This is a genomic window from Microcoleus sp. MON2_D5 (genome assembly GCF_036701905.1).
Classification (GTDB): domain Bacteria; phylum Cyanobacteriota; class Cyanobacteriia; order Cyanobacteriales; family Microcoleaceae; genus Microcoleus.
Genome location: NZ_JAUBRM010000010.1, coordinates 26,545 through 52,557 on the forward strand (window position 1 = coordinate 26,545; position 26,013 = coordinate 52,557).

A 26,013-nucleotide genomic window follows, 5' to 3' on the forward strand; every position below is an offset into this window, starting at 1 on the left:
GTCGCTGTTCGCTGTTGACTGTTGGCTGACGGTACGACCACCCTCAACCGTCAAAAGTCTTGACATGGCAACTGTTATATGCTTAATTCAACCATGTACTTAGGCCAACAAAAATCAAGCTTTATTTGCTCGAACAAGAATACAATTTGTACATAAAATGATAGTATTCATGCAATCAAGCCATTTTGCTACTATTATTCTCAATTAATATCCGATCGACAGCGGACGGCAACCACACCCCTACTATTCGGCTCTCCCCACTGTCCCTCCTCCCTTAGCAAGATACATTGTTAGAGAACGAAATACACAAAAATTTACATCTATAATTTGTGTAGTGTTCCAAATCGCTCCTCACCAGCAGCGATACAGCCCTCGCCCAGACAGTAGGATAGAAAAAATATGTTTGAACGCTTTACAGAACAAGCCATTAAAGCAATCATGCTAGCCCAAGAGGAAGCGCGGCGCCTCGGCCACAATTTTGTAGGCACTGAGCAAATCCTCCTGGGACTCGTCGGCGAAGGCACTGGCATCGCTGCAAAAGTATTACTGGATATGGGCCTCAACTTGAAAGAGGCGCGCAATGAAATCGAAAATATCATCGGTAGAGGTTCCGGGTTCCTCCCGCCTGAAATTCCTTTTACGCCCCGCGTCAAGCGCATTTTTGAGACGGCGCTCAACGAAGCGCGGCAGTTAGGCCACAATTACATCGGTACCGAGCACATCCTGCTGGGGCTGATTCAGGACGATGAAGGGGTGGCGGCGAAGGTGCTGCAAAACTTGGGGATCGATCGCCAGAGAGTCCGCACACAGGTAATTCGTGCCGTGGGAGAAGTCGCGGCGGTACCCGGAGGTAGGGGAGATAGCGGCGATCGCAAAACCCCGACTTTAGAAGAATTCGGCACAAACCTGACCAAGTTAGCTGCAGCAGGCAAACTCGATCCCGTGGTGGGCCGCGAAAATGAAATCGAGCGCGTGATCCAAGTGCTCGGTCGCCGCACGAAGAACAATCCTGTGTTAGTAGGCGAACCGGGAGTAGGCAAAACCGCCCTCGCCGAAGGCCTAGCCCAGCGGATTGTTAATAGAAACGTCCCGGAAATTTTAGAAGACAAACAAGTAATCAGCCTCGATATGGGTTCGCTGATTGCTGGTACAAAGTTTCGCGGCGAATTTGAGGAACGGCTAACGAAAATCATGGCCGAAATTCGCGCTGCCGGCAACATCATTCTGGTCATCGATGAAATTCACACCTTAGTCGGTGCAGGCGCAATTCAAGGCAGCATGGACGCCTCCAATATGCTCAAACCAGCCCTTGCTAGAGGCGAATTGCAGTGTGTCGGCGCAACTACCTTGGAGGAATATCGTAAGCACATCGAGCGCGACGCTGCCTTAGAACGCCGCTTCCAACCGATCAAAGTCGGTGAACCGAGCGTGGCTGAAACAATAGAAATATTGTACGGGTTGCGATCGGCTTACGAACAGCATCACAGACTGACAATTTCCGACGCAGCTTTAGAAGCAGCGGCTACACTGTCAGACAGATACATTAATGATCGGTTTTTGCCAGACAAGGCGATCGACTTAATTGACGAAGCAGGTTCCCGCGTCCGCGTGATGAATTCACAAACCCCGCCCGAAGTTAAAGAACTCAAAAAGCAACTGCCTGCTGTAACAAAAGAAAAAGATGCAGCAGTGCGCGAGCAAGACTTCGACAAAGCTGGAAAATTGCGCGATCGCGAATTAGAAATTGAAGCCGAAATCGCCGAAGCTACGATCAATAAAAGTCAGCTCAAAACTTCTCCCATCGTCACCGAAGAAGACATCGCCCACATCGTGGCTAATTGGACGGGAGTACCAGTCAGCAAGCTGACAGAATCCGAATCGGAATTGCTGCTGCACATGGAAGATACTTTGCACCAGCGCTTGATCGGTCAAGAAGAAGCTGTCAGCGCAGTTTCTCGGGCTATCCGTCGCGCACGGGTAGGCTTGAAAAATCCCAATCGCCCGATCGCCAGTTTCATCTTTTCCGGCCCCACAGGCGTCGGCAAAACGGAACTTACAAAAGCATTGGCAACTTATTTCTTCGGTTCCGAAGAAGCCATGATTCGGTTAGATATGTCCGAATTCATGGAACGCCACACGGTTTCTAAACTCATCGGTTCGCCTCCCGGTTACGTCGGCTACGACGAAGGTGGCCAACTAACAGAAGCAGTCCGGCGCCGTCCTTACACGGTCATCTTGTTCGACGAAATCGAAAAAGCTCACCCGGATGTCTTCAACATGATGCTGCAAATCTTGGAAGACGGCCGCTTGACGGATGCTAAAGGTCGAACAGTAGACTTTAAGAATACACTGCTGATCATGACCTCCAACATCGGTTCGCGAGTGATTGAAAAAGGTGGCGGCGGTCTCGGTTTCGAGTTTGCTGAAAGTGCCGCAGACGGTCAGTACAACCGCGTTCGCAGCTTGGTAAACGAAGAACTGAAACAGGTTTTCCGTCCCGAATTTATCAACCGCTTGGATGAGATTATCGTCTTCCGCCAGTTGAACAGGGAAGAAGTCAAGCAGATTGCGGACATCATGTTGCAGCAAGTCTTCAGCCGCTTAACCGAACAGGGTATTACTTTGTCGGTGACGGACCGGTTCAAGGACTTGTTAGTTACAGAAGGCTACAATCCCAGCTACGGTGCTCGACCTTTGCGCCGCGCAATCATGCGGTTGTTGGAAGATGTACTGGCTGAGGAAATGCTGTCTGGGAAGCTGAAAGACGGCCAAAAGGCGATCGTTGATGTGGATGAAAACGGTCAGGTTAAGGTAGTGCCCGATGGTCCATCTGAGCCTAAATTGCCAGAATTCGCTTTGAGCCATTAATGCCCTCTACAGACGGATAAATACTGTTGATTAAAAACCCGGTTTCTCTGAGAAACCGGGTTTTTCATTAAATACCAGTAAAAAAAAGCAACTTATCGATGAATCTAATCCCAGGATTGCAATTGCTCAACCCAATGCTGCACAAAAGCAGAAATGCGACCGCGCCGAGTTTCAAAAGTAGCAGCAATCCAGATAAACACAATCCCAAAAGCCAAACCAATCGCCCATTTAATCAGCGGATAATCGAATATGAGAACCACCAACTGATAGAAAACATTGATTAAAAATACAGCCGTTCCCACAAACAAAAACGCCCGAACTCGCAGCGCTAAACCCGCTGCAATAGCCGCCAAACTAAAAGCTCCCGCAAGCAAACCGTGGCTTTGCTGAGTCAAAAGAGGTATCCCGCAAATCAGCGCAGTTGCAAGCATTCGCAGAGTGTGGCGCAGCGGTTTTTCTGCTGGTAATTTGAGAGTACGATCGAACTGAGTAATGTAAAGTAAAGAAAGTCCTAAAGGAGTAACATAAAACTCTGGCTGAGTCAATCCTATTTGCCAGAACCACCGCAGCATTATCCAGTCAATTATCGCCACACTCACATAGGTAAAACGGACTTCCTGCCTTTCCCAAGCTAGGAAAACATAGAAGGCGGCAGCTATCAGCAAGCTGATCGGATAAAACTTATACGGACTTTCCAAAATAGTAACTATTGGAATCAGCGAAGCAATTACCTGCCAAGGTTTTTTTGACCAACCCCAGTTGTCCCAAGGCAAAATGTAAATGAAATAAGCTAATAGAGAAGCGAGGGCAACTTTCCAAGGCCCCAGCGGCCCGGAAATATACTTAACTAAAGGCGTATTGATCCAATAAAGCCGGATGCCAAAGGCTTCTAGCCAGCCCAAGTAAATCCAAATTTCTCCCCATTGGCGATAGAGATTATTTCGCCCTTGCAAGAAAGCATATTGAACTAATAAAGCACCAGTGACTAATCCTAAACTTAAGCCAGATTTAATATCATAGGCAGAAGCCCAAATCAGGAGCAAACTGCTCAAAACCCAGTGCAGGTGAGCAAAAATTTTTAGTTCAGCATTGGTTAAATGTAAATAATTACTGAGCCAAGGAGATAAAATGCGATAGATATATGTTAAAGTTGTGCCGAGAGTGGCCAGGACAATTATGCCATCGCCAAAAGCTCCTCCTGGTGTTTGAAAAAGTTGATATAGTAGCGATTCGTAAGCAGCAACGGACACGCCAATTAATCCTAAATAAACCAAAGGTTTGAATTCTGGCTCCCGCCTACCAATACCGATCGCAATTAAAGACGCCCCCAACACAGTTAAACCAGTCCAATTCGTCAAAGTGTGCGATCGGAAAGTTAAACCCAATACCCCGTAAACCAAAGGTATAAAATGAATGCTAGGTAAAATTGTTTGAGCGCGGTGGCGGCGCCGCCACCAATCCCCCAACAATTGAGTAAACAATCCGAGAGCGATATTAGCAACTGCTAAATTAATCGTAGTGCGATCGACAAAACTCAAACCGACTGCTGTCAACAACTCCAAACTCCAAGCCAAGGCATAAATTGCCAGAGGGGAAAGTTGGCGTAAACTTCGGAAAATTATCGCAGCCATTATCACCAAAATAGCAGCCAAAACTTCAGCAGAGGGCGAGGAACTCAAGGTACTGCCTGCGTAGAGTTCATAGGAATAAAAAGTAATAGTTGTTAACAGCAAGCCTGCCAGTAAGATTGCCCACCCATCTAAAGCTCGATCGTAAATTTCACCTAATGGAGAAGGCTCAGACAAACGGTTGGAAAAACGAACTATTATGCTGCGAAGCAACCACAGAGAAAAAAGAGCGATCGCCCCAGCAATGGCCCAATCCCAACCCGACACAAAACCTAATTCATAAATCACCGCAGCTACGAAACTAAAGCCAAATCCCACTCCTATTGCAGCCGCTGGTAACTCGACTAAATAGTAAGTATTAACCAACATTAATACGGCTGCCAACCCCAAACCAATTAACCGATATCCCGGAAAAATAAAAATTATAAATTGTGCGAATATTAGGGCGATCATACTAAAGGTACTGGCAACTCGTTGGTGAGGAACCTCAGTATATTTAGCAACAGCAGTCAAAGCCAAAGGAGTAGCCAGCCAGAGCAAACTCCACTGAGGGCGATGAGTGGCAGTACCCGCAATTACATAATTTTGCAACAAAATAAAGCGGAAACCTGCTAATACTAAGCCCAGATACCAGGAACTTTGGAACCATGCAGGATGCCAGCGGAAAAATGCAGAATTTTCTCGGAAATTCGCCGCTTTTATCCAGACAAAAAATACCCATTCACTCGCCATGAATATTAATAATATTGCCGACCAAATATTGGGTGTCAGGTTTGGGAAAAATAAGTCAATTGCCGAAGCGATCGCGCCTAAACCCATAATGTGAGTTATGGGAACCAAAATTGCCGGATTTCCCGGTTGTTCAGCCGCAAAAGCCGGCATCGAAACTCGCCGGGAATTATCGGGAATTACGTATTTCCAAGTGATCCAACCTAAAATTAAAGTAGAGACTAATAAATTGAGCGATCGCCAAAACGGATTGACAAAACTAATAACAGTTAAAGCACTCCCCAAACCGAGAGCAAGGTTTTCGCCAAAACTGGCAAGTTGAAACTTTCGCTTGCGGTAGAGCCACTGCGCCACACTTACCATTAAAATTAAATAAGGCAACAGCAGAACACCCCAAAAAGCCCAAGGAGTTTCCTGAGAGTTTGTAAGCTGAGTTAAAAAGGCCACAACTTGTGTTTTAATCCCTAAAGGAAGCACTCGCCAAAACAGCCAAATACTCTGAAGTCCCACCGCCTCAAGCATTAGCAAATCAAACTCTTGCCCAAACCGCACTAAACGGTTATAAAAAAACCAAACAGCCAATCCGCTAACTGCGATCGCCTGTAGCGGAATTTGGCGAAAACAAACCAGCCATCCCAAACCCAACAAACCCCCTCCCGCTAATTGCCCGTTAAAAAAGTTGCTGGGATTTGGCTGGCCGGATATATTGTTTTTAATAGTTCCAGATTGCCGGGGTTGCTGCCAATCTAGCCATGCTAAAAGCACGCCACAAATCGCCAAAGCTAAACCCATTTCAGCGATATTTACCTCCTTGACAAATATCGCCCGACCCAGTAAAATTCCTAAGGAATAAGCTACTAAAGCCGCTTTTTTGTAAGTCAGAAAATCTCGGCTCAAACTAAAAGCAGCGGCGAATGTTTCAGTATTTTCTCCGCGTTTGATAGATTGCAATCGTTGTTGCTGAACTTGATAAACTCTAGCAGCAGCAGTTCCCACTGTACCTAAATAAACCGCAGCCAGGGAAAAGCCGGCCAATGCCCACCCCCAGTGCAAATAACTCAATCCCAAGTGATTTAAGGCGATCGAGCGAGTGATGTTTTTTCCTGAAAAGCTTTGATATTGATCTTTTATAATCCGGGCAGTTATCCAAGTCAAAATAAGTGCCGCTGCGATTGCTACCGCCCAATCCCAAGGATACCGCCACAATCCAAAAGTATCCATCGCCCAAAAATTGATCGGCACTAGCAACAGGGTCACTTCTTGCAAAGTTTGAGCAGTCAAGTGCAAATTAAGCTGTCTGTTGGCCCAACTGCTAATCGCCCAAAAAGTTAAAGTATAAGCTAACAAAACTCCATATTGTCCGGCGGCAGGAAATCTTTCCCACTGACTGGCAGCTAAGACTCCAGAGGACACAACTACCATGAACACTCCTAAAAACAACAGCCACACCACGCTAATTTCTGCCATTAGCGACTGCAAAATTTGACCGATAAAATTAGGGGTTTGAGTAGTTTCTGTCGGCCTAGCAACGCTTTCTCTGCTGCTAGGTACTGCTTTTTGCGTTGATAAGGCAGGTACTTTTGGCTCGGCAATAGGAGCTCGCGGGTTCTCAATTTCAGAAAGGTCTACAGAGGGATCTCTGAGTGGGCAGACTAAATACTGTCGGCACAATTCCTCAACCTCAGCGGGCGAAAGTAAACCTAGCCGCAGCCACGCATCTAAACCTGTCAACAACTCAGGATGCGATGCTAAGACGCTCAATTCAATTTTGCTCGATCGATCTTTGGGAGACGACATTGGCTTAAACTTGTACTAAGTACCTTCAAGCTATAGCCTAGATTAATGTCGAGCGAACATAGCAACATTCCGCCATTGAAATTGGCACAATAAGTATTTATGACTAAATATCTGTTGCAGCCAGTGTCAACCGATAAAAAAATCCCGCTGATGGGCCTAAACCAGCGTACATCAGCGGTGAAAAACTTCAAATTAGGGCACCGTAGCGGTGTCCTTACCGATCGACATATTGCAGCAAAGTGTCCACACTAGCATTGTGGTCTATGAAAGAAAACAAATGTTTGAAGAGGAGTTTTCCATCTGCACCCAAAACAAACTGAGCAGGCAAAGGAGCACCTAAAGCCTGACCGACTTGATAAGCCCGAAATACTTTACAGCCTGGATCGGAAAGCAGAGGCATTTTCAAGCCTAAATCTCTAACCACAATTTGGCTTTGGCGATCGTCGGTACTGGCAACCATCAGTAATTCTATATTGCGATCGGCAAATTTTTCCCAGTTTTCATTCAAAGCTTTAATGTGAGGAAAACAGAAAGGGCAATATTGCTTTTCTGTAAAAATCCGCGTAAAAGCCAGAATTACCGGCTTATCGCCCCGATAATTCGACAGCCGCACCAATTTGCCATTATTAATATCCGGCAATTCAAAATCAGGCGTCATCTGTCCCAGCTTCAGAACATTACTCGCCGGAACAGGCAATAAATTTTGGAAAAACCGCTCATTTAACAAGCCGCTAAAATTAGTAGAAGTCAGCATATGTCCTAATTGGGTAATTGCTAATTGCTAATTGTTAATTAAAAATCCGGTTAAATGAATGCCGCTGCGGGTAGGGACACGAGCCTGCCGGGTCCCTACAAATATAATCTGCTTAAACCGCAGCAAAGAATACCTTAGACTTGACAGGATCGGGAGTCATAGTCTTGTCACCGGGCTGCCAGCCAGCGGGACAAACTTCATCGGGGTGAGACTGGACGTGTTGGATAGCTTGCAGAGTACGGAGAGTTTCGTCCACGTTGCGGCCGAAGGCAAGATTGTTGACAGTAGAGTGCTGGATGATGCCTTCTTTGTCGATGATGAACAGACCTCTGAGGGCAACGCCTGCTTCTGGGTCGAGGACGTTGTAGTCTGAACTAATTGTTTTTTTGAGGTCAGCAACTAAGGGATAGTTGAGGTCGCCGACACCGCCTGATTTGCGGTCTGTTTGTATCCAAGCGAGGTGAGAGAATTCGCTGTCAACGGATACGCCGAGGATTTCGGTATCGATTTTCTTGAAGTCCTCGAAGCGATCGCTAAATGCTGTAATCTCAGTCGGGCACACAAAGGTGAAGTCCAAGGGGTAGAAGAACAGGACTACATACTTTTTGCCTTTATAGTCTGACAGTTTAACTGTCTTGAATTCCTGATCCACTACGGCTGTTGCTGCGAAATCGGGTGCAGCTTGACCAACCCGGAGGCATTCACTGGTCATAGATTTTGTTTCCTGTTTTACGAACTGTTACAAATATATCATACTCATAACGACTACAAGTATCTTCTCGCTCAATCAAAAAAAATACGCTCTCAAATTTGAGAGCGCAGTTTTTTTGATTAAATAATGGCTCAGGCGGGATTTGAACCTGCGACCTTGGGCTTATGAGTCCCCTGCGCTAACCACTGCGCCACTGAGCCAAATCTACTTCACGATTTACTATCGTAGCACGGTAGGGCTAGCTATGTCTTCTTTTCAAGCAACACTATTTCTAATGACTTACAGTAAAAGTTATGAGTTTTGGTAATCATTCAAAACCCATAACTTTCGACCAGTCGTTACCGAGAAGCGCTGGACGCATCGTCGGGCAGCAAAGCCATTGGATTGATAGCACCCTGTCCGGCGGGATGAATTTCAAAGTGCAAGTGTGGCCCGGTACTGAAGCCAGTGCTGCCCATTTCTGAAATTTGTTCCCCTTGAGCAACTCTCTGACCCTTTTGCACCAAAATTCGGCTGTTGTGGGCATAGACAGTCTCAGTGCCGTCAGGATGGGTAATTTCCACCAAATACCCGTAGCCGCCGTCGTTCCACTGAGCATAGGTAACCACCCCGTCTGATGCTGCCACAATTGGCGTGCCGATCGGCCCTGCAATATCAATTCCTTTGTGCATCCGTCCCCACCGCCAACCGTAGCCAGAAGTAAGAACGCCCTTAGATGGCCAAATAAACCCGCTAGCCGACTGTTGTTTGCCGTTAGGCAGATAAGTATCAGGGTTCGAAAGCGGGGGCAATTCCGGAGAAACCATGCGTCCCAAAGACGGGTTGCTTAGGGGGTCGTAACCGTCAGAGCCCAAAGGAGCAGTTGCTACCATAGGCTGCTGCTGAGCAGAGGTCGGCGTCAGGTTTATCGGTTGCATTTCGGCTGCGCGAGCGGGGTCTAAACGCTCTTGCTGCTGCTTCTGAACCTGCTCAGACCACGCTCTCGATGGCGGTCTGCTGATTTCATTCTGCACCGCCTCAGTATAGTCGGGGGTGTAGAGATATGGATTGACACTTGGCATATCCTCAGACGGGTTGACCGAGGGCCCGTCAGTTGGAGTCAGGGACACCGCATTGGCGCCGATCGAATTGCGCGAGGCGCGATATTCCTCTCGCAGCCTGACAACTTCTGCCCTCAAGCGTTCGGAATAAGGGTTGAGAGCTTCTGCGGTAGGGAGAGCCTCCGAATTCGACTCTGGTAAAGCGCTAGTTGGATCGGCATTTGAAGCCGGGGCGCTAGTATTTGCCACGAAGCTGATCGGCTGCGGGTATTCTCCCGTAGCTATGGCGGTAGCAGTTGCACTGGCTGGCCCAGGCAGGGCACTGGTGTCAACTGCACCTGTAAATGTTGGTTCGCCTTGAAGAGCCAGCTTCCCTGGATCGCGAATCGTTTGGGAAACTTGAGTGAGCGGAATGCTGTTAATTTGAGGAACCATCGGCGCTGAAATATTGTTCAGACCTTCCAGGTTCTCCAGGGGAGAGACAACAGGCACTGTGGGAGCGGGTGCTGCAACGCCAGCACCGGCTATTTCCGAAGTAGACGAGCTGGGGTTCAAAGATGCGGGAACCGAAGTCGCCGACCAGACAGATGTAGAGTTGGATGCAGAATAAGAGGCTGCCGCCTCCACCCCTGGATTTTTAAACCCTACTTGGGGAATTTTGAGCCGTTGATTGACATTCAGCAAGTTGGGGTTGCCGAGCTTGTTGACGGAGATCAGATCTTTGGGCGATACGCCGTGACCTTTGGCGATCGCATCTAGGGTATCTCCCGGACGCACGCTGTAGAGAGCCTCAGCCGGCGCGGCGGTACTTCCCGCAGGGGGGACTACCACAGCCGAGGGCAAACTGGGTGTTGCCAAAGACTGTTCAATTGACTCGAATGCTCGATCGGGCGATGCTGCTTGACCTCCCCCGGAATTGGGAATTACAGGTGTGGCATCGAGGTCAGGAATAGTTGTCCCAGTTGCATATCCGGGGGAGGTCAGCGTCGGTGCTGACTCGGGCAAAAATGCCGCAGGTGTAGATAAATTTGCTCCCCCCTCCGACCCGAACATAGTTCGACCCGATTCTGTGGTGCGGTTTTCCTGTTTTTTCAAACTGTCGATCGCCCCGTCTGCATTCGGGATGTCGATCGAACTTTGTTCCGGTACCGTCGTGGCCAGCGGGGTCGCTGCGGTTGATGGCAGCGCTGTCATGGCTGCACTATCCAATGGCTCGGAGCCAGTCAGATTTAACTCTTGTTCGGGATTGACCGTCGCTGCGCGATCTAGCGAAGCCGATGTGCTATAGCCGGCGTTCTGTTGTGGTGTGGCTTCCGTCGCAGTCGGAATTCTGAGCTGTTGGCCAACTTGGAGTAGAGTCTCGGGTTTGATGTCGTTGGCAGTTGCTAGTGCCAACGGTTCAACTTCATAATCCCGAGAAAGCTCCCAAAGGCTTTGCCCCTCCTGCACCTTAACCGTCGCGGGTTCAGAAGGTGATCCGGGCTGTTCGGCCCTGGAACCGTCAACTTGTGCCGACGTAGCGGGCCCGTTGGCCGATACTGGCTGTACTTCAGCGGTGGATTCGGATGTCGGTGCGAGTTCAGACGCGCGAGCGCTGTCTCCATTTCTCGGTAGCAGGATGCCAGAAGCACCTACCGATATTGCCAGCCCGATCGTGGCGAGAGAGCGAACTCTGCCTGTGCTGAGCGTTGTCTGTTTGGATGGTTCCGCAGAACCGTCTCTGTCGATTTCACTAGCCTGAACAGGCTTAATTTGGGGATATGTTCGTTTCAAAAAAACGACCTCCTACTGAGAAGCGCTAACTGTCCTTGGAAACACTCAAGGGGATCGCATGACGCTGAGTTTAAATCAACAAGCAAAAGTATTCTGATTGTTGACAGCTACCATGCTTAGGCCAGATTACCTTGCTTTTTAAATTTAGACAAGCTCAAACCGTCAGAAATTTTAAAATTCTCGGTCAAACCTGCTGCAATTAACCCCAAAAGCCTTACACCGCAATAGCTGGAACGAATATATAAAATCTTCGTTCCCGTAAGGCTCTGAACTCTTACCTATTATCCGACTTTATGCTAATTTCCGGACAGGCAACAACCGTATATTTACTAGATATAGTGTTCAGACCTAAGCTGGCGCTCGCTCACACCCTAAACCGCTAAAATTCTTTATTTTTGTTGCTGAATCCTCTTGGCAGTCATTTGGTGTTGCTGATAACAATCTGTTTTTGAATGAATAAAATATATTAATGTCTGCTATCTAGATTTTCACCCCTTTGATACAAATTTCTTATATTTAAAAGAAGATTTGCCAGCCTGCGGCAGCTATTAAATATCTATATATTTATGTGTTGATAATGATTTATCCCAGCTCGCCCAACTGTCGTTTAGCCTCAAATAAACCCACAGCGGCGCTGACGGAGAGGTTCAAACTCCTGACTCCAGGCTGGCTCATAGGAATAAAAAGTGTGGCGTCGCAGGCATCCAAGACGAATTGGGGAATGCCTACAGTTTCCGAGCCAAACATCAGCCAGTCGCTGGGCTGAAATTGGAATTGCGCGTAACTGTATCGCCCGCCAGTGCTGAATCCGATCGATCGTCCCCCGCGCTGCTGCCGACAGGCCTGAAAAGCCGCTAAGTCTTCGTGGCAGTGGAGATTGACGTAGGGCCAGTAATCTAAGCCGGCCCGTTTCAGGTAGCGATCGCTAATTTCAAACCCCAGGGGGCCGACTAAATGCAGTTCCGTGCCTGTGGCAGCGCAAGTGCGGGCGATATTGCCAGTATTCGGGGGGATTTGCGGGTGAATCAAGACAAGTTGGGGCATGAAGCTAATTAAAAGGATAAAATACAGCTCTTGAGAAATTTCTCCAACCACCCAAAGGTAGATCTAGCTTATAGCTTTTATTTATAACCTTTGTCGAACTCCATTGATTAAATATTCTGATTTGTTTTTGGGCGTCGCTCTGCAACTTTTTTCAGGGAGGTTCGGGCTATTTGTATTATTGGCTGAGTACGCATAGCCAGGGGGCTAGTGAAAGCCCCCGTTATAATAACTGCGGGTACTTCAGGCAGCTAACTGGGCGCACAAGTTGTCTTCGAGCTCCCATTCTTGGTGAGCCATCCCCTGAATTCCTTGGAGAATAATACTGCGGGTGTCCGAACCGCCCTCGTGTAGCTTCAACCAGTGCTGCGCCGTGTTGCCTTCCCGGAGAATCTTTTTGAGTGGCGAGAGAAAGCAGCTAAAGCCGCGTTTTTTGGCTATAGGCCACACTTCGCGGTAAATTTCCTCAATCCAATCTCGTGCCAGAATAGTTCTGCCGTCTTGCCAATGGGTGAGTTCCGCATCCAAACTTTGCCGGGATGCAGCAATTTCGTTGGCGTCTGTGAGGGCCACTAAGTCTTCGTTACGGGTGGCCGCCGGCAAGGTGCTGAGTTCTAAAGGGTCTAAGCTGGGGTCTTCCATCATCTGCCAGATGCGAGCTTCTAGCAAGGCAGTGATGGCTAACAAAGCCAGAGGATTGACTTCGAGGTCGCAAATTCTCAGTTCGAGGCGGTTGAGACAGTAGGGGCGGCGATCGCCATTGGGCCGCACGGCAGACCACAAATGGCGGACGTTTTGCATGGTGCCGAGTTCTAGCTGTTCTTCAGTCCACTGAATGTAATGCTTGTGACTTTCAAACAGGGGAACGATGGCGGGAGTTTTGGGAAACAAACCCCACCGAGTGGAATGATAGCCCGTGACTTCGCCGTCGAGGAAGGGGGAAGAGGCGCTCAAGGCCAGGTATAGCGGTGCTTCGACGCGGGCGAGGCGGATGGCCCGCATCAGCATTTCTGGTTGGGAGATGCCGATGTTGATGTGAATGCTGGCGGTGACGACTTTGGTGCCGTAGGTTTGCTCGATGTAGGTGTGGTAGGGGTTGTTGGGATCGGATCTGTAAAATCGATCGCTACCTCCGAGAGACAGGGTACTTCCCGGCAGCAAAGTATAGTCGCCCAATTGTTTTAAATACTCGCGCAACCGGACTCGCGGCTTGACTAAGGCGCACAACAGGCGATCGTAGCTGCACAGCGGGGCGGTCGTATACTCCACATTACGGCTATCAGGCTCCCGGACAAATCCGTCTAGATCGGCAACTATGCGATCGGAGAGACCGACAACCTCACCTTCGGGAGTACCGGTATACATTTCTACTTCAAAGCCTTTTGATAGCAGCACGTTTGTTCCTCAGCTAAGTTGAGTGCTAGTTTCAAGTATCCCAAAAATTGACCTGTTCCTACTATCTTCCACGAGGCAGAGTTGAAATTTTTCGCGACTGGCCCTGAAACCCGGTTTTTCGGGGCCGGCAACTTTGAGCATTTGTGTTTTAGTTGCGATCGGGCTGCCACGACCAATACTGCCATCGCAAAGAGTTTCCGAGGCCGTTTTAGACCCAGAAAGGCTGTTTGTTCGATCGCGAGCGTGTTTCATTGGGTATTCGTGACGATCAAACTTATGGTGAATAGAAACCACTCCTACCTCAGTTCGACATCTGTTTTCTGCCTTGAGGGGGATAGCCGCAGATATATCTTAAGTGCGATTCTAAAAGAGGGCTCTGCAATATTTTTGAGCTCTAGTATTAACCCCTAAAAATCCCTGTGAAAGAGCAAGAAAGAACCCCTCCCAATTTTTGGAATATGCTAAGCAATTTAGCCTTAGTCCGGTTTTTGCTTTTATTTGCTTCTGGTTGGGCTGGACTGCAACTTTTAGCTTACTTTGAAACAGCAGTCGCGGTTTTCACCATTGCTGCCCTCGTGGCTTTTTTGCTCAACTATCCGGTGCGAACTCTCCAGAGATTTTTACCGCGAAGTTTAGCTGTCGCCTTCGTTGTCTTGCTCACCATTTTAGTTTTTGGCGGTCTCACCGTCACGGTAGGCGTCACTCTTTTATCTCAGGGGCAGCAATTAATTGACAGCATGACTGAATTTCTGAATGCTCTGGCGCCTCTGTCCGAGCGCCTGGAAACATTCCTGCGGGCGAGAAACCTGCAAGTTAACCTGCGAGTTATTGAGGAACAACTGCGAAATCAAGCTTTGGCAGGAGTTGTTTCGAGTATTGCTTTTTTACAAGTATTTTTAACCAATTTATTGAATTTAATATTAATTATGGTCGTGGCTTCTTTCATGTTACTTGATGGAGAGAGGCTGTGGGTGTTGGTTCTCAAATTTATACCCCGACACCTGCACAGGCGTTTAAGTTTAACAATAGAGCGAAACTTTTTAGGATTTTTTCAGGCCCAAATTTTGTTAATGTTATTTTTGACAACAGCAAGTTTTTTAATTTTTCTGCTGTTAGATGTGAAATTTCCCTTGATTTTAGCCTTTATTATCGGATTGTTTGATTTAGTTCCAGGGATCGGAGCGACGCTGGGCATTAGCTTAGTTTGTTTTATTGTATTGTCTCAAAATGTGTGGCTATCTTTAAAAGTATTGGCAGCTTGCATTGTTTTGCAGCAAATTCAAGACAACTTTATTCATCCGAGACTGATGCAAAATTCGCTTAACCTCAACCCGGTAGTAGTATTTTTTGCACTGTTAGTGGGGGCGAGAGCTGCAGGACTTCTAGGTATATTTCTGGCTATTCCCCTAGCGGGAGTGATAGTTAGCTGGTTTGACATTGAAGAAATGCAAGCGGAAGGTTAATTGATACCACTATCGTATTTTATATCAAATCCGGCTGAAAAATGCGGTCTTAACCTGCCCCGTAGAAGTCCCATGCTTCAAAAAAAACTCTCCTGTGCCGCAAGCGACACTAAAACTAAAGAGAAAAAAGCAATGTAGGGTACACCTTACTGCCTAAAATTAATGAATAAATTGCAAGTCGGTAGGAAATCTTTCTTCTTCTGGTTCGGGATCGTAAATGTAATCGCAGTCAAAGCGCAGAGCTTGAGAGTGGCGGCTGATAGAAAATCCGCAATTACTCACCATTTCTGTAGTAAAAGTTGCCATGACTAACTCAATGAGCTTTCTGTAGGAAATGTTAGGCAGTTGAACGTAATAAGTGCGTCTGGCAAAAAAAATTCTCTCATCTTTCGGTAGAATTATGCCATTAATTCTGTGTGCGTGTTGAATCGGCTTGATATAGGTTTCAATAAACTGGGACTGATTTTTTTGCAGTCTCGCTAATCTTTCGTGTTGCAACCAGCTCATTTGAAACACAATTTTAATAAATTCAAAGCCCAAAATGTAGTTAAAAACATTATTGCGTTCTTCTGTACTCAAGACGAAGCGGAGTGCAGATTCTAAATATTGGTCAGTTTCTCGCCGCGATTGTTGAGATGAGTGGATATAAAATTGTTTGATGTAGCTTCTTAAATCTGATTCGTTTAATTGTTTTTTGACTCGAAATCTGATTAAATACTCTTTGACTCGGTGTAGAGTATCTACATCTTCAAACATTTTTGAGACTAAACCGTCGGCGGTATAATCATCTAAAAATTCTGCTTGCAAGTCGGGAGTAGATGCACACAATATGTAGCAGAGGGACAGGACATAGCGCCGTTGGTTCCAGGGCAAGCTTTGGGCCCAATCTTTAACTTCTACAGGGAGTTTTTGGAACACGGTATCTGTGTGGGGGAGTTGAGCAAGGTCGGCATATTTATGTTTTTGTTTAATCATTGCCTGAAACCTTATATTAGTAAGTATAAAGAGCAGTAGAGCGCAGATTATGGGAGGGGGAAGCTGCGACGGAGGGTTGCAAGTTATTGTGTCTTATTTTATTGCCATCTATCTAAATATAGATTATGTATGGAATAGCGGGCGTGATCTGTCTCACACTTTTGCGGATTTTAAATCACAAATGCTAGCTCTTCGCATCACATTTGGGGGCGGCGAGTGTCACGGATAAAACTTATTCACGTCACTGGAGCAACAGCGGGTTTCGTTGATGATTAAGTCGGGTGATTCATAAGTTTTTGTTAGTAATGATTACTGAGATCGATCATGAATTTGACTACAAGTATTTTCCCGAAAAATCAGTGCCAAGACTTAACTTTTCGCGCTCGCCCCGCCCGCCTCGTGCAACCAGGGCGACAGTGGCTTGATAGCATTGCCGTGGGAGAGCCATCAACAACTCCGTGGTGTGCCAACTTATACTCGCCCGCTGTTCTTGTGAGAGAGATATTCCGTTATGGGGACACCATCTTTTCTACATACCGCCTATGTGCAAGCTTAATCCTGTGTATGAGGAATTAATGGGGTTAAGCTTTCGCTCGCTCTCGTTTTTGGGCGGGGTCAGCCAAAACAGAGACAAGTTTCCGACAACAGTGGTAAGTAACCCAAAATTTTAGATCCTAGTTCCCGCCGCCAGATGTATCTGTGGAGTAAATCTAAAATCTAAAATCGACTGAGGTATGCGCGGAAGATGTAACACGGTACTGCTGATTGAGGGGTGTCATACCTCGATCGCCCCTTGATATCAATTATTTATGGGGTATGTCGCTCTGGTAGTTGCGAGAGCCATAATTTAAGCCATAATTGTTGATAATATCAATGGATGCCTCTCGATAGGAGCGGGTATCCATTGTGGCGCTTAAGCCAAAAATAACATCAAACGGTAGCAGCAAAAACAATAACTATAAAAATAATTTAATAATTTACGTGGACTCAGGGAAGTGAATATGTTTAACGCAACTGAACTGCTGATTAAGGCTTTTGTCAATCGCCTGATTGAAGGCTACCGCCACACTTATGGCGGGTTTAAATCTGACTATGGAGAGATTATTGCTTGGGTGGCGAGTATGGCGTTAGAAAATATTGCTAATAGCGATGCTCTTTACCACAATGTCGAACACACTATTTTAGTAACCTTGGTGGGACAAGCAATTCTGGGTGGGAAGCACATCCGCGAAGGGGGTGTTTCCTGCGAAGATTGGCTGCACTTCCACATTGCTTTGCTATGTCACGATATCGGGTATGTTAAAGGTGTTTGCAGACAAGATAGAACAGATTTGGGACTGTATGCGACGGGAATAGGCGACCTGAAATTAACGCTGGCTCCGGGGGCGACGGATGCTAGTTTGATGAATTATCATGTCGATCGCGGAAAAATGTTTATTGACGAGCGTTTTGGCGGTCATAAACTGATTGATGCTGAGCTGGTTAAGCGTAATATTGAGCTAACTCGTTTCCCGGTTCCGGCCGATAAAGATTATCAAGATACGGTAAATTATCCGGGCCTAGTTCGCGCTGCTGATTTAATTGGTCAGTTGAGCGATCCGCGATATTTGCAAAAGATTGCTGCGCTGTTTTACGAGTTTGAAGAAACTGGGCAGAATCTGATTTTGGGCTATCAAAATCCGGGGGAGTTGCGGGATGGTTATCCGAAGTTTTATTGGAATGTGGTTTATCGGTATGTGAAGGATGCGATCGGCTATTTGGAACTGACACAGCAGGGGAAACAAGTAGTTGCTAATTTAAGTGCAAATGTGTTTCGGGTGGAGCATTCTCAGGTGCCAGAGTCTGCGGTGGCTGTAGTTAGCTAGGGCTTGGGTAGATGCCGGGCGATCGCTCTTTTTTGGGATAAGTAGATCGCTCTAGTTAAATACTGCTGCATAGTCAGGATAGCTGAGATGTTGCACCATTCTCAATAATCCTTTCAGCGCGGGATCTCCTGCCCACCCACAAGAAAATCAACTCTTTGTCGAACCGGCTCGAAAGCCTGTGCGAGCCAGAATGGTGCAAGATGTGAGGATAAACGACTTGCACAATGATTACAACAGGAATTGTAGCAAGTAATGCAGCAAGGAATGAGAGAAAATGCTCGGGAAATTTCTAGGCAACTTCTCAATCTACTTGACAATCAAAGCATTACTCAAACAACTGGTTTGAGGGTTGAAGATATCCCAAATTTGCGGGAGGAATGAAAGGAAGGAAAAAAGGACGATCACACAATTAGTACACCTTTTCTCATTACCAGGCTTAGCCTGGTAGCGCAGGTTTTTGAGGCTCTGCCTCTTGGATTGATAATTCCGCTAAATATTAACTCTCATCTACCTAATGCTTAAGGATGAGTCTGCCCTCCCTCTAAAGGAAGATTTCTTTAAACGAGTAAATTCCGTATGATGCTGTAAAAGTCAGTCCGAGGGTAAAGTTATTTCCGACTTGAGCTCCCAATAACTGACCAATCTTACAATATAAAAAAATACATCTCATGACACCAGTCAGTCCCAATCAAACTTCCTCTCAATACGAAGTTACAGAAGCAGAAGAAAAAATTGAGTCTCTGGTAGAAGAAGTGAAGCCCGAAAGCGAAATCGATTTAGAATTCCTCTACACCAGAGACATTGAATTTCGCCAAGAAACAATTTATTTCATTGTAGTCGATCGCTTTTACGACGGCGACCCCGCAAATAACGAAGGCCCAAACCCAGAACTTTACGATCCAGAAGGGAAAGATTGGGGCAAATATTGGGGCGGCGACTTGCAGGGAGTTATCGACAAACTCGACTACTTAAAAGATATGGGTGTTACCGCAGTTTGGCTGACTCCGCTGTTTGAGCAAGTAGAAGCATTATTTGTCGAACAAGCTGCTATTCACGGCTACTGGACTAAAGATTTCAAGCGACTAAATCCCCGTTTCATTGCCACAGACGACAATCCTTCTATTAACCAAACACAAGAAAGTAAAGATACGGTATTTGATAAGTTAGTACACGAGTTGCACCAGCGAAACATGAAACTCGTGCTCGATATTGTCTGCAATCACAGCAACCCAGATTTTAGTGGTAAAAAAGGGGAACTCTACGACGACGGCGTAAAAATAGCTGACTTTAACGACGATGAAGATAACTGGTATCACCACTACGGCGAAGTCACAAACTGGGAAGATGAATGGCAAGTCCAAAACTGCGAACTGTCGGGTTTAGCAACTTTTAACGAAAACAATATTGCCTACCGCAATTACATTAAGTCAGCAATTAAACAATGGCTCGACAGAGGCGTTGATGCTTTGCGGGTTGATACAGTTAAGCATATGCCTATTTGGTTTTGGCAAGAATTTAATGCTGACATTTTAGCACATAGACCTGATGTTTTCATTTTTGGCGAATGGATTTACAGCGATCCTCGAAACGATCGTTCTGTGGAATTTGTCAACGAGTCGGGGATGACTATTTTAGATTTTGGTCTGTGCGTGGCAATTCGAGAAGTATTGGGGAAAGGTGCCGACGCAGGATTTAAGTTAATCCAAGATGTCCTGAATTTGGATCACCGCTACTACGGGGCGACGGAGTTGATTACTTTTATTGACAACCACGATATGCCGAGGTTTCAGTCGTTGAATCCCGATCCAGAAATGCTGCTGTTGGCGATATGTTTAATTATGACGACTCGCGGCATTCCCTGCATTTATTACGGCACCGAACAGTATCTGCATGATGATACAGATGGGGGAAATGACCCCTACAACCGCCCGATGATGGAAAAGTGGGATACGGATTCGCCAATTTACCGAGCTGTGCGTTTGCTGTCGGGATTGCGGCGGCTGAATCCAGCTATTTCGATGGGGAGTCAGTGGCAAAAATATCTAACTGCTGATGTTTATTGTTACGTGCGCCGCTATCGCGATTCGGTGGTGTTTGTAGCGATGAATCGTGGCAATGCTGTTACAATTACAGAGGTTGATACTGAGCTGCCTGATGGAGAGCATACGGAAGTTTTATCGCGCCGTAAGTTTGAAGTTAAAGATGGGATGCTGTACAATTTAGAGCTGGGTGCGCGGGAAGTAATGATTTTTAGTCGCGTCGGAGAGCGAGTTAAGGCGAAAACTATTGTGCGGGCGCAGCTTAACAGCGTTAGAACTCAGCCTGGGGAAAGAATTGTGGTGATTGGAGATTGTCCTGAGTTGGGGAATTGGGATATTAGTAAGGGTTACCCGTTGGAGTATATCAATACTAATACTTGGTTTGGGGAAATTCCTTTTAATGAAAGTGCGGGGAAATTAATTTCTTATAAGTATGCGCTGCTACGGGAAGGACAGTCGCCACTGCGAGAAAATCTGGTTTGTCGCCGCTGGGTTTTAGTTTCGGAAGGGACGGTGAAATGGCGGGATAAGTGGGCGAGTGGACGGGAGTCTTAATAGTTTTGAGTTTTGAGTGTTGAGTAAGATAGTCATGGGTGCATCAACCGGGTTGGATGGACGAAAATACTTGTTTCAGGCTTTCGATTATGTTTTAAAAACCCAGTTGATTGAGTAGGGGTGCATAACTGCTGTGAGATTGAATTCCTAATTGCAACTCATAACTCATTACTTTTTAAAGATGACTTAGATAATCAATATTTTGACCTTCTATGTATAGCAGTAATGTGTGCATTGTGCATCCTCCGGACGTGAGTTATGGTGCGCGGAGGCGCACCCTACATTTTTATTAAAGCGATCGCAACTTCTGGGCTAAAACATCGACATAAGGTTCGCTGCTGTGCTGGTTCACAACCATTTCGTAGCCCCGCTGCGCTTGAGATTCAGCTTCTTGAGGATTTTTTAGCAAATGGACGATCGCCTCGCGCAAACCTGCTGCATCTCCCACATCTACAACTTTGGCAATATCCGGGGTCGCTAAATAATCGACTATACCTTGAGTCCGAGTAATGACGACGGGTCGCTTGCAGGCCATTGCTTCCAGCAAACCCGTAGATCCAGCAGCATATTTATTGTCTACCAAACAAACTGCAATTACGTCTGCATCGCGGTAAAGCTGCAGTAAATCTGGCCATTCGTAGAATTTGCGGGACATATTTTCTGGCATAGTATCGGGGAAAGCTTTCGATAAAGCCTTGGCATCTTTAGAAAAACCGCTAATTTTTACGTCAACATCTAAGTCAGCAGTTGCTGCTGCTAAGAGTCGGTAGTCGCGCTTTTCTAATCCGACGCTAACAACTGTTTGCCGTTTTTTATCGCCAGAAACTGGACCCGGTGTGAAAAATTGGGTGTCTGTCTGTTCTAGAAGCACTAAAATGCGCGATTCAGGTATAGCTAAATAGCTGCGGACGAAGTCAGTTTGAGGGCGGGCGTTGACCATGAATAGGTCAATTTTTTCAGCCAAACCGAATAGTTTCAGGGCGACGCGGCCGCGCGGCCGATCGATATTGTGGAAAAATACTACAATTTTCGGGCGCTTGGGCAATTGGCCACACACCGCCGCCACTGGAATCCCAATGTCCTCGCCCGTACAAAATATCACGTCGTCGCTGCTGACTTGCTTGGACAATTTGCGCGCCGCGGCCCAATGTTCGGGTTTAGAAGAAATTTTTGATCGCAGCTTGTCGCTCAACGAGATCGCTTCGGCATCTGGGGCATGAACGGTGGCATTTAAGCGGTCTCTGAGAGCTCGCAGGACGTGGCGAGGGCATTTGCCGAGTTTTGCATCGCGGTCAATTCCATCTAGGTCTATTTTGCGACCTAATGCCAAATGGTATTTCAAACTCTTCTCCTTATAATTATGCAGGTGCTGCCACAAATTATCTAACCTCAGAAGATTCTATCGTCTGCTGTTGAACGTGCTGCTTCGATCGATCAATTTTAGATTTTAGATTTTAGATTTTAGATTTGACTCTACAGATAAATCTGGGGGGTTCTCCCTCATGTCTAAATTTTTGTGAGTTCCACGAATCCTGTCTGGGGCTTGTATAGCAACGGCCCTCACGGTTAGGAAACCGGGTTTATGGACACCCGCGCGCAAATCCTGTACGAATCAAAAACAGTGAAACGCACCGATCGATTCCAAGGACTTAAGCTTTTATGCTGAAGTTAGCTAAAGAATTTATGTTTAACCTCATGTATATTTCTCCAGAGCAAGATCAAAAAATTCGCTACACCATGCGCGAGTGCGGTCAAGAAGCTTACAAGCTAGCAGCCGAACCTTTTGAAGTTTCCGAGAAAGGGCCCAACGACTACGTGACGAGTATCGATCAATACCTAGACCGACAACTATCGGCAGCATTTAGCGCTTTGTTTCCTGAAGACGGCAGGATCACCGAGGAAAACGCCACCTCCAGAGCAGCTTACGGGGCCAATTACCAGCGCCTCTGGTGCATCGATCCCCTCGACGGGACTGAAGAATTTATTCGGGGAAAACTGCACTACGCTTCGATGGTGGGGCTGCTGCTGGAAGGGGAACCGGTGGCCGGCTGGCTCTACGCCCCGGCTTTTGACCAAATGTATTTTGGGGGCAAAGATTGGGGATTGTTCCAAACTGTGGGAACCCAAGCGCCGCAGCCGATCGCGCTGTGCAAACCCCCGGCTCCGACAGCGGAAAATTGTAAAATTGTTCTCGGAGACAAAGACCAAAAAAACTACGCCCGGGCGATCGCCCAAAGCATCCCCGGAGCAGAATTTTACTCGCTGGGCAGCTTTGGCTTAAAAGTGATGGAAGTTATCTTCGGTCGAGCTGGTTTGTACCTGTATCTCAACGGCAGAGTTAAAGTGTGGGATACCGCCGGCCCTCTGGCTTTAGCAAAAGCAGCCGGATTGGTGTGTTGCGATATGCAAGGTCAACCGCTGAGGTGGACTAAAGATGTGATCGAGCCGGAGACTCTGGCTCACACGCAGTCAATCGCGATCGGCTGGCCGGAATACATAGAACCTCTGTTGGGCAAAGTTCAACAGGCAGTGGCAGGCTTGTAAACCCGTTTAAGATTAAAGAATCTGCCAATTGTTACGTGAACCGGGCCTCTGCACCCTTATCATCAATTAAAGGAGCAACAGATTGTTTGTGTTCCCAAACATCGATCGTTCCCTAGCTCTTGGGTGTCGCCTAATCATATTTCCCACCTCCGCGAGTTTGCATGAAGACAGAAGCTTTCAGTGAGCTATTCCCTCTATTTAAGGGTGCTAACCCAGAAACCTTGGGAGGGCTGCTATCAAATGCCGTCAAGCATGAGTATCCCCCGGGCCGAGCTGTGGTGATGGAGGATTCTTGGGGCAACGCGATTTACTTTGTCGTGTCTGGCTGGGTAAAAGTCCGGCGCTTGTCAAACGATCGAGCTGTATCAATGGCTATTTTAGGACGGGGCGCGTTCTTCGGCGAAATGGCAATTCTTGACGAATCTCCCCGCTCAAATGACGTACTTGCTCTCTCGCCGGTGCGGCTGCTGAGCGTCACAGCTCAGCGATTTATCCAAACCCTGTTTAAAGACCCGCAATTGCACCACCGGATGCTGCAACTGATGGTGCGGCGGCTCCGCCAAACCAATCACCGCTATCAACTCCGCAACCGCCAGCCAGCGGTTAAACTAGCAAATACTTTAGTCGAGCTGGCAGAAAACTACGGTCACAAAACTGCTGAGGGCAAAGATATCTTCAATATTCCTTATGAAGACTTAGCGGATGTCACAGATATCACCCTAGATGAAACCAGCAAAATTATGGAAAAACTCGATAGTAAAGGTTGGATCAATATCGATCCAGACCGCCAAACTATCCATTTGATCAACCTCAAGCACTTGATTAATTTGGCAAGTCAATGACTGATGTTACTTCTTTGGATACCTCGTCCGCTGCCGACAATTGTCAGGGGCAACTAACAGCACCGACAATTCAATATTCGGTGGCGATGCCCAATCCTGAATCCCACCTCTTTGAAGTAGCTTTGCGCGTGCAAGGTTGGTCGGAGCCGGTTCTGGATTTAAAAATGCCTGTCTGGACTCCCGGTTCTTACTTGGTTCGAGAGTACGCCCGCCACCTGCAAGATTTTAGCTCCCAGGCGGGCGATCGAGCTTTACCTTGGCGCAAGCTCAGCAAAAATCACTGGCAAATCGAGACCGATTCGGTGTCAGATGTCACGGTTCGCTACCGTATTTTTGCCAACGAACTGACAGTGCGAACCAATCATTTAGACTCGACTCACGGTTATTTCAATCCGGCGGCTTTGTGCTTTTTCTTGCCCGGTTTTGAGCGCAACTGTTACACCGTGACAGTTGTGCCGCCGAAGCCGGAATGGCGCACAGTTACTGCTTTGCCGCCTGTTTCCGGGCAAAATCTTACTTTTGCTGCAGCGGATTTTGACACTCTCGCAGACAGTCCTTTTGAGATTGGCTGTCACGAAGTCTACGATTTTGAAGTGATGGGAAAATCCCACCAGCTAGTTGTTTGGGGAAAAGGCAATTTAGAACCCGAGCGCGCGATTCGAGACATCCAAAAAGTTATCGAAGTCGAGGCAAAAATGTTCGGCGGTTTGCCTTACGAACGCTATGTGTTTTTCCTGCATTTGTCCGGCTCGGGTTTTGGTGGTTTGGAACACAAGCAGTGCTGCACTCTCAACTATCCCCGTTTTAATTTTCGGGCTAAGGAAAAGTACGAACGCTTTATTCAGTTGGTGGCTCACGAGTTTTTTCACCTCTGGAATGTCAAGCGCATTCGACCGAAAGCTCTGGAAGTATTTGACTACGAAAAAGAGAACTACACTCCTTCTTTATGGTTTTCTGAAGGCACGACCAGTTATTACGATTTGGTGATTCCTTTTCGAGCTGGTATCTACAGCGTGAAAGGTTATTTCCAAAGTATGGCTAAGGAAATCACTCGCTTGCAGACGACTCCGGGGCGGAGCGTGCAGCCGGTCAGTGAGTCGAGCTGGGATGCTTGGATTAAACTTTATCGCAGGGATGCTAACAGCGACAACTCGCAGGTTTCCTATTATTTGAAAGGGGAAGTTGTTTCGTTTTTGCTCGATTTGTTGATTCGAGCCAAACACGGCAACGAGCGATCGCTCGACGATGTGATGCGTTTGATGTGGCAGCAGTTTGGCAATGCTAATTCGAGTAAAAACGACGATTTTGAACAGAAGCCGGAAACAGACGCCACGTCGGCGCATCTGACATCAAACGGACAGTTAAATTCTCCTTCGCTGCCGGCAGAAATAGGCTTTACTCCCGAAGAGTTGCAAAGTACGATCGAGTCCGTCGCCGGCATCGATTTGAGCGACTTTTTCGCGCGCTATATTGACGGCACAGAAGAGTTGCCTTACAACCAGTATCTGGAACCTTTCGGGCTCGAACTCATCGCAGGCGAAATTGACCAAACGCCTCGCATGGGTTGGATGTTGGGAGCGGAAAACGGGCGGGAAATGGTGAAATTTGTCGAAGTAGGATCTCCGGCACAATTGGCTGGAATTGATGCTGGGGACGAGTTGCTGGCGATCGAAGGTTTTCGGGTAAATGCAGAACAAGCGAGTGAGAGGCTTAAAGATTATCAGCCGGGGGACACAATAGAGGTGACGGTTTTTCACCAAGACGAACTGCGGACTTGTCGTGTTACTCTCGCCCCGCCGCGGCCGACGCGTTACTCGATCGTGCCGGTGGAACAGCCCACCGCTATTCAGAAACAAAACTTTACTGGATGGCTGGGAGTTCCTCTATCGAAATTGTGACATAAATAAAAAGGAACGGGAAAGAAAAGACAAGAAGGAATCAGGCTCAATTCCCAATTCCCAATTCCCAATTCCCAATTCCCAATTCCCAATTA

The 26,013-nt window shown here is 47.1% G+C and carries 16 protein-coding genes and 1 tRNA gene; 8 read left to right on the top strand and 9 right to left on the bottom strand.

Translation table 11 applies throughout. The features are described from left to right. Positions 1 to 399 precede the first annotated feature (399 nt). Positions 400 to 2,868 (top strand): ATP-dependent Clp protease ATP-binding subunit, encoded by a 2,469-nt coding sequence (locus QUA47_RS05650; RefSeq protein ID WP_190662089.1) that lies wholly within the window; start codon positions 400 to 402, stop codon positions 2,866 to 2,868. Between the two features lie 104 nt (positions 2,869 to 2,972). On the opposite strand, the gene QUA47_RS05655 is transcribed toward QUA47_RS05650, so the two are convergent. The 7 genes from QUA47_RS05655 to gshA form a co-directional block, all read right to left on the bottom strand. Further along, positions 2,973 to 7,022, bottom strand: a complete 4,050-nt coding sequence (locus QUA47_RS05655) for a hypothetical protein (protein ID WP_333430014.1) — start codon at positions 7,020 to 7,022, stop codon at positions 2,973 to 2,975. A 214-nt stretch (positions 7,023 to 7,236) separates the two neighbouring features. Beyond that, a complete protein-coding gene (locus QUA47_RS05660) occupies positions 7,237 to 7,776 on the bottom strand; it encodes a redoxin domain-containing protein (protein WP_333430015.1) in 540 nt (179 codons plus the stop codon). Positions 7,777 to 7,888: 112 nt separating this feature from the next. After that, positions 7,889 to 8,488 (bottom strand): peroxiredoxin, encoded by a 600-nt coding sequence (locus QUA47_RS05665; protein ID WP_333430016.1) that lies wholly within the window; start codon positions 8,486 to 8,488, stop codon positions 7,889 to 7,891. Positions 8,489 to 8,615: 127 nt separating this feature from the next. Further along, positions 8,616 to 8,688 (bottom strand) — tRNA-Met (locus QUA47_RS05670). 138 nt (positions 8,689 to 8,826) lie between these two features. Next, positions 8,827 to 11,301, bottom strand: a complete 2,475-nt coding sequence (locus QUA47_RS05675) for a peptidoglycan DD-metalloendopeptidase family protein (protein WP_333430017.1) — start codon at positions 11,299 to 11,301, stop codon at positions 8,827 to 8,829. 582 nt (positions 11,302 to 11,883) lie between these two features. Then, the gene (locus tag QUA47_RS05680) at positions 11,884 to 12,345 is read right to left on the bottom strand and encodes a tRNA (cytidine(34)-2'-O)-methyltransferase (RefSeq protein ID WP_190663490.1); all 462 of its coding nucleotides are present in this window, start codon (positions 12,343 to 12,345) and stop codon (positions 11,884 to 11,886) included. 240 nt (positions 12,346 to 12,585) lie between these two features. Then, on the bottom strand, positions 12,586 to 13,737 hold the full coding sequence (gene gshA, locus QUA47_RS05685) for a glutamate--cysteine ligase (RefSeq protein ID WP_333430018.1): 1,152 nt from the start codon (positions 13,735 to 13,737) through the stop codon (positions 12,586 to 12,588). Positions 13,738 to 14,156: 419 nt separating this feature from the next. Here gshA and QUA47_RS05690 point away from each other — a divergent pair, with 419 nt between their 5' ends. After that, the gene (locus QUA47_RS05690) at positions 14,157 to 15,200 is read left to right on the top strand and encodes an AI-2E family transporter (RefSeq protein WP_006631735.1); all 1,044 of its coding nucleotides are present in this window, start codon (positions 14,157 to 14,159) and stop codon (positions 15,198 to 15,200) included. Positions 15,201 to 15,359: 159 nt separating this feature from the next. Here QUA47_RS05690 and QUA47_RS05695 read toward each other — a convergent pair whose 3' ends face one another. Next, on the bottom strand, positions 15,360 to 16,175 hold the full coding sequence (locus tag QUA47_RS05695) for a cobyrinic acid a,c-diamide synthase (RefSeq protein ID WP_190663493.1): 816 nt from the start codon (positions 16,173 to 16,175) through the stop codon (positions 15,360 to 15,362). A gap of 461 nt (positions 16,176 to 16,636) precedes the next feature. On the opposite strand from QUA47_RS05695, the gene QUA47_RS05700 reads away from it, so the two are divergent. The 3 genes from QUA47_RS05700 to QUA47_RS05710 all read left to right on the top strand — a co-directional run bounded on the left by QUA47_RS05700 (position 16,637) and on the right by QUA47_RS05710 (position 20,634). Beyond that, positions 16,637 to 16,846 (top strand): Mo-dependent nitrogenase C-terminal domain-containing protein, encoded by a 210-nt coding sequence (locus tag QUA47_RS05700; protein WP_333430055.1) that lies wholly within the window; start codon positions 16,637 to 16,639, stop codon positions 16,844 to 16,846. A gap of 330 nt (positions 16,847 to 17,176) precedes the next feature. Then, positions 17,177 to 18,040, top strand: coding sequence for an Npun_R2479 family HD domain-containing metalloprotein (locus QUA47_RS05705; protein ID WP_333402929.1), 864 nt, complete (start codon positions 17,177 to 17,179; stop codon positions 18,038 to 18,040). 668 nt (positions 18,041 to 18,708) lie between these two features. Beyond that, complete coding sequence (locus QUA47_RS05710) at positions 18,709 to 20,634, top strand: alpha-amylase family glycosyl hydrolase (RefSeq protein WP_333430019.1); 1,926 nt, start codon at positions 18,709 to 18,711, stop codon at positions 20,632 to 20,634. A gap of 289 nt (positions 20,635 to 20,923) precedes the next feature. Here QUA47_RS05710 and QUA47_RS05715 read toward each other — a convergent pair whose 3' ends face one another. After that, positions 20,924 to 21,976: a glycosyltransferase family 4 protein gene (locus QUA47_RS05715; RefSeq protein ID WP_333430020.1), complete on the bottom strand. Its 1,053-nt coding sequence runs from the start codon at positions 21,974 to 21,976 to the stop codon at positions 20,924 to 20,926. A gap of 317 nt (positions 21,977 to 22,293) precedes the next feature. Here QUA47_RS05715 and QUA47_RS05720 point away from each other — a divergent pair, with 317 nt between their 5' ends. From QUA47_RS05720 to QUA47_RS05730, 3 genes are all read left to right on the top strand, one after another. Next, on the top strand, positions 22,294 to 23,178 hold the full coding sequence (locus tag QUA47_RS05720) for an inositol monophosphatase family protein (protein WP_333430021.1): 885 nt from the start codon (positions 22,294 to 22,296) through the stop codon (positions 23,176 to 23,178). A 161-nt stretch (positions 23,179 to 23,339) separates the two neighbouring features. Next, entirely contained in the window at positions 23,340 to 24,020 is a 681-nt protein-coding gene (locus tag QUA47_RS05725) for a Crp/Fnr family transcriptional regulator (RefSeq protein WP_333430022.1), read from the top strand. Continuing rightward, positions 24,017 to 25,918, top strand: coding sequence for a M61 family metallopeptidase (locus QUA47_RS05730; RefSeq protein WP_333430023.1), 1,902 nt, complete (start codon positions 24,017 to 24,019; stop codon positions 25,916 to 25,918). Before QUA47_RS05725 ends, QUA47_RS05730 begins: the two co-directional genes overlap by 4 nt. Positions 25,919 to 26,013 lie beyond the last annotated feature (95 nt).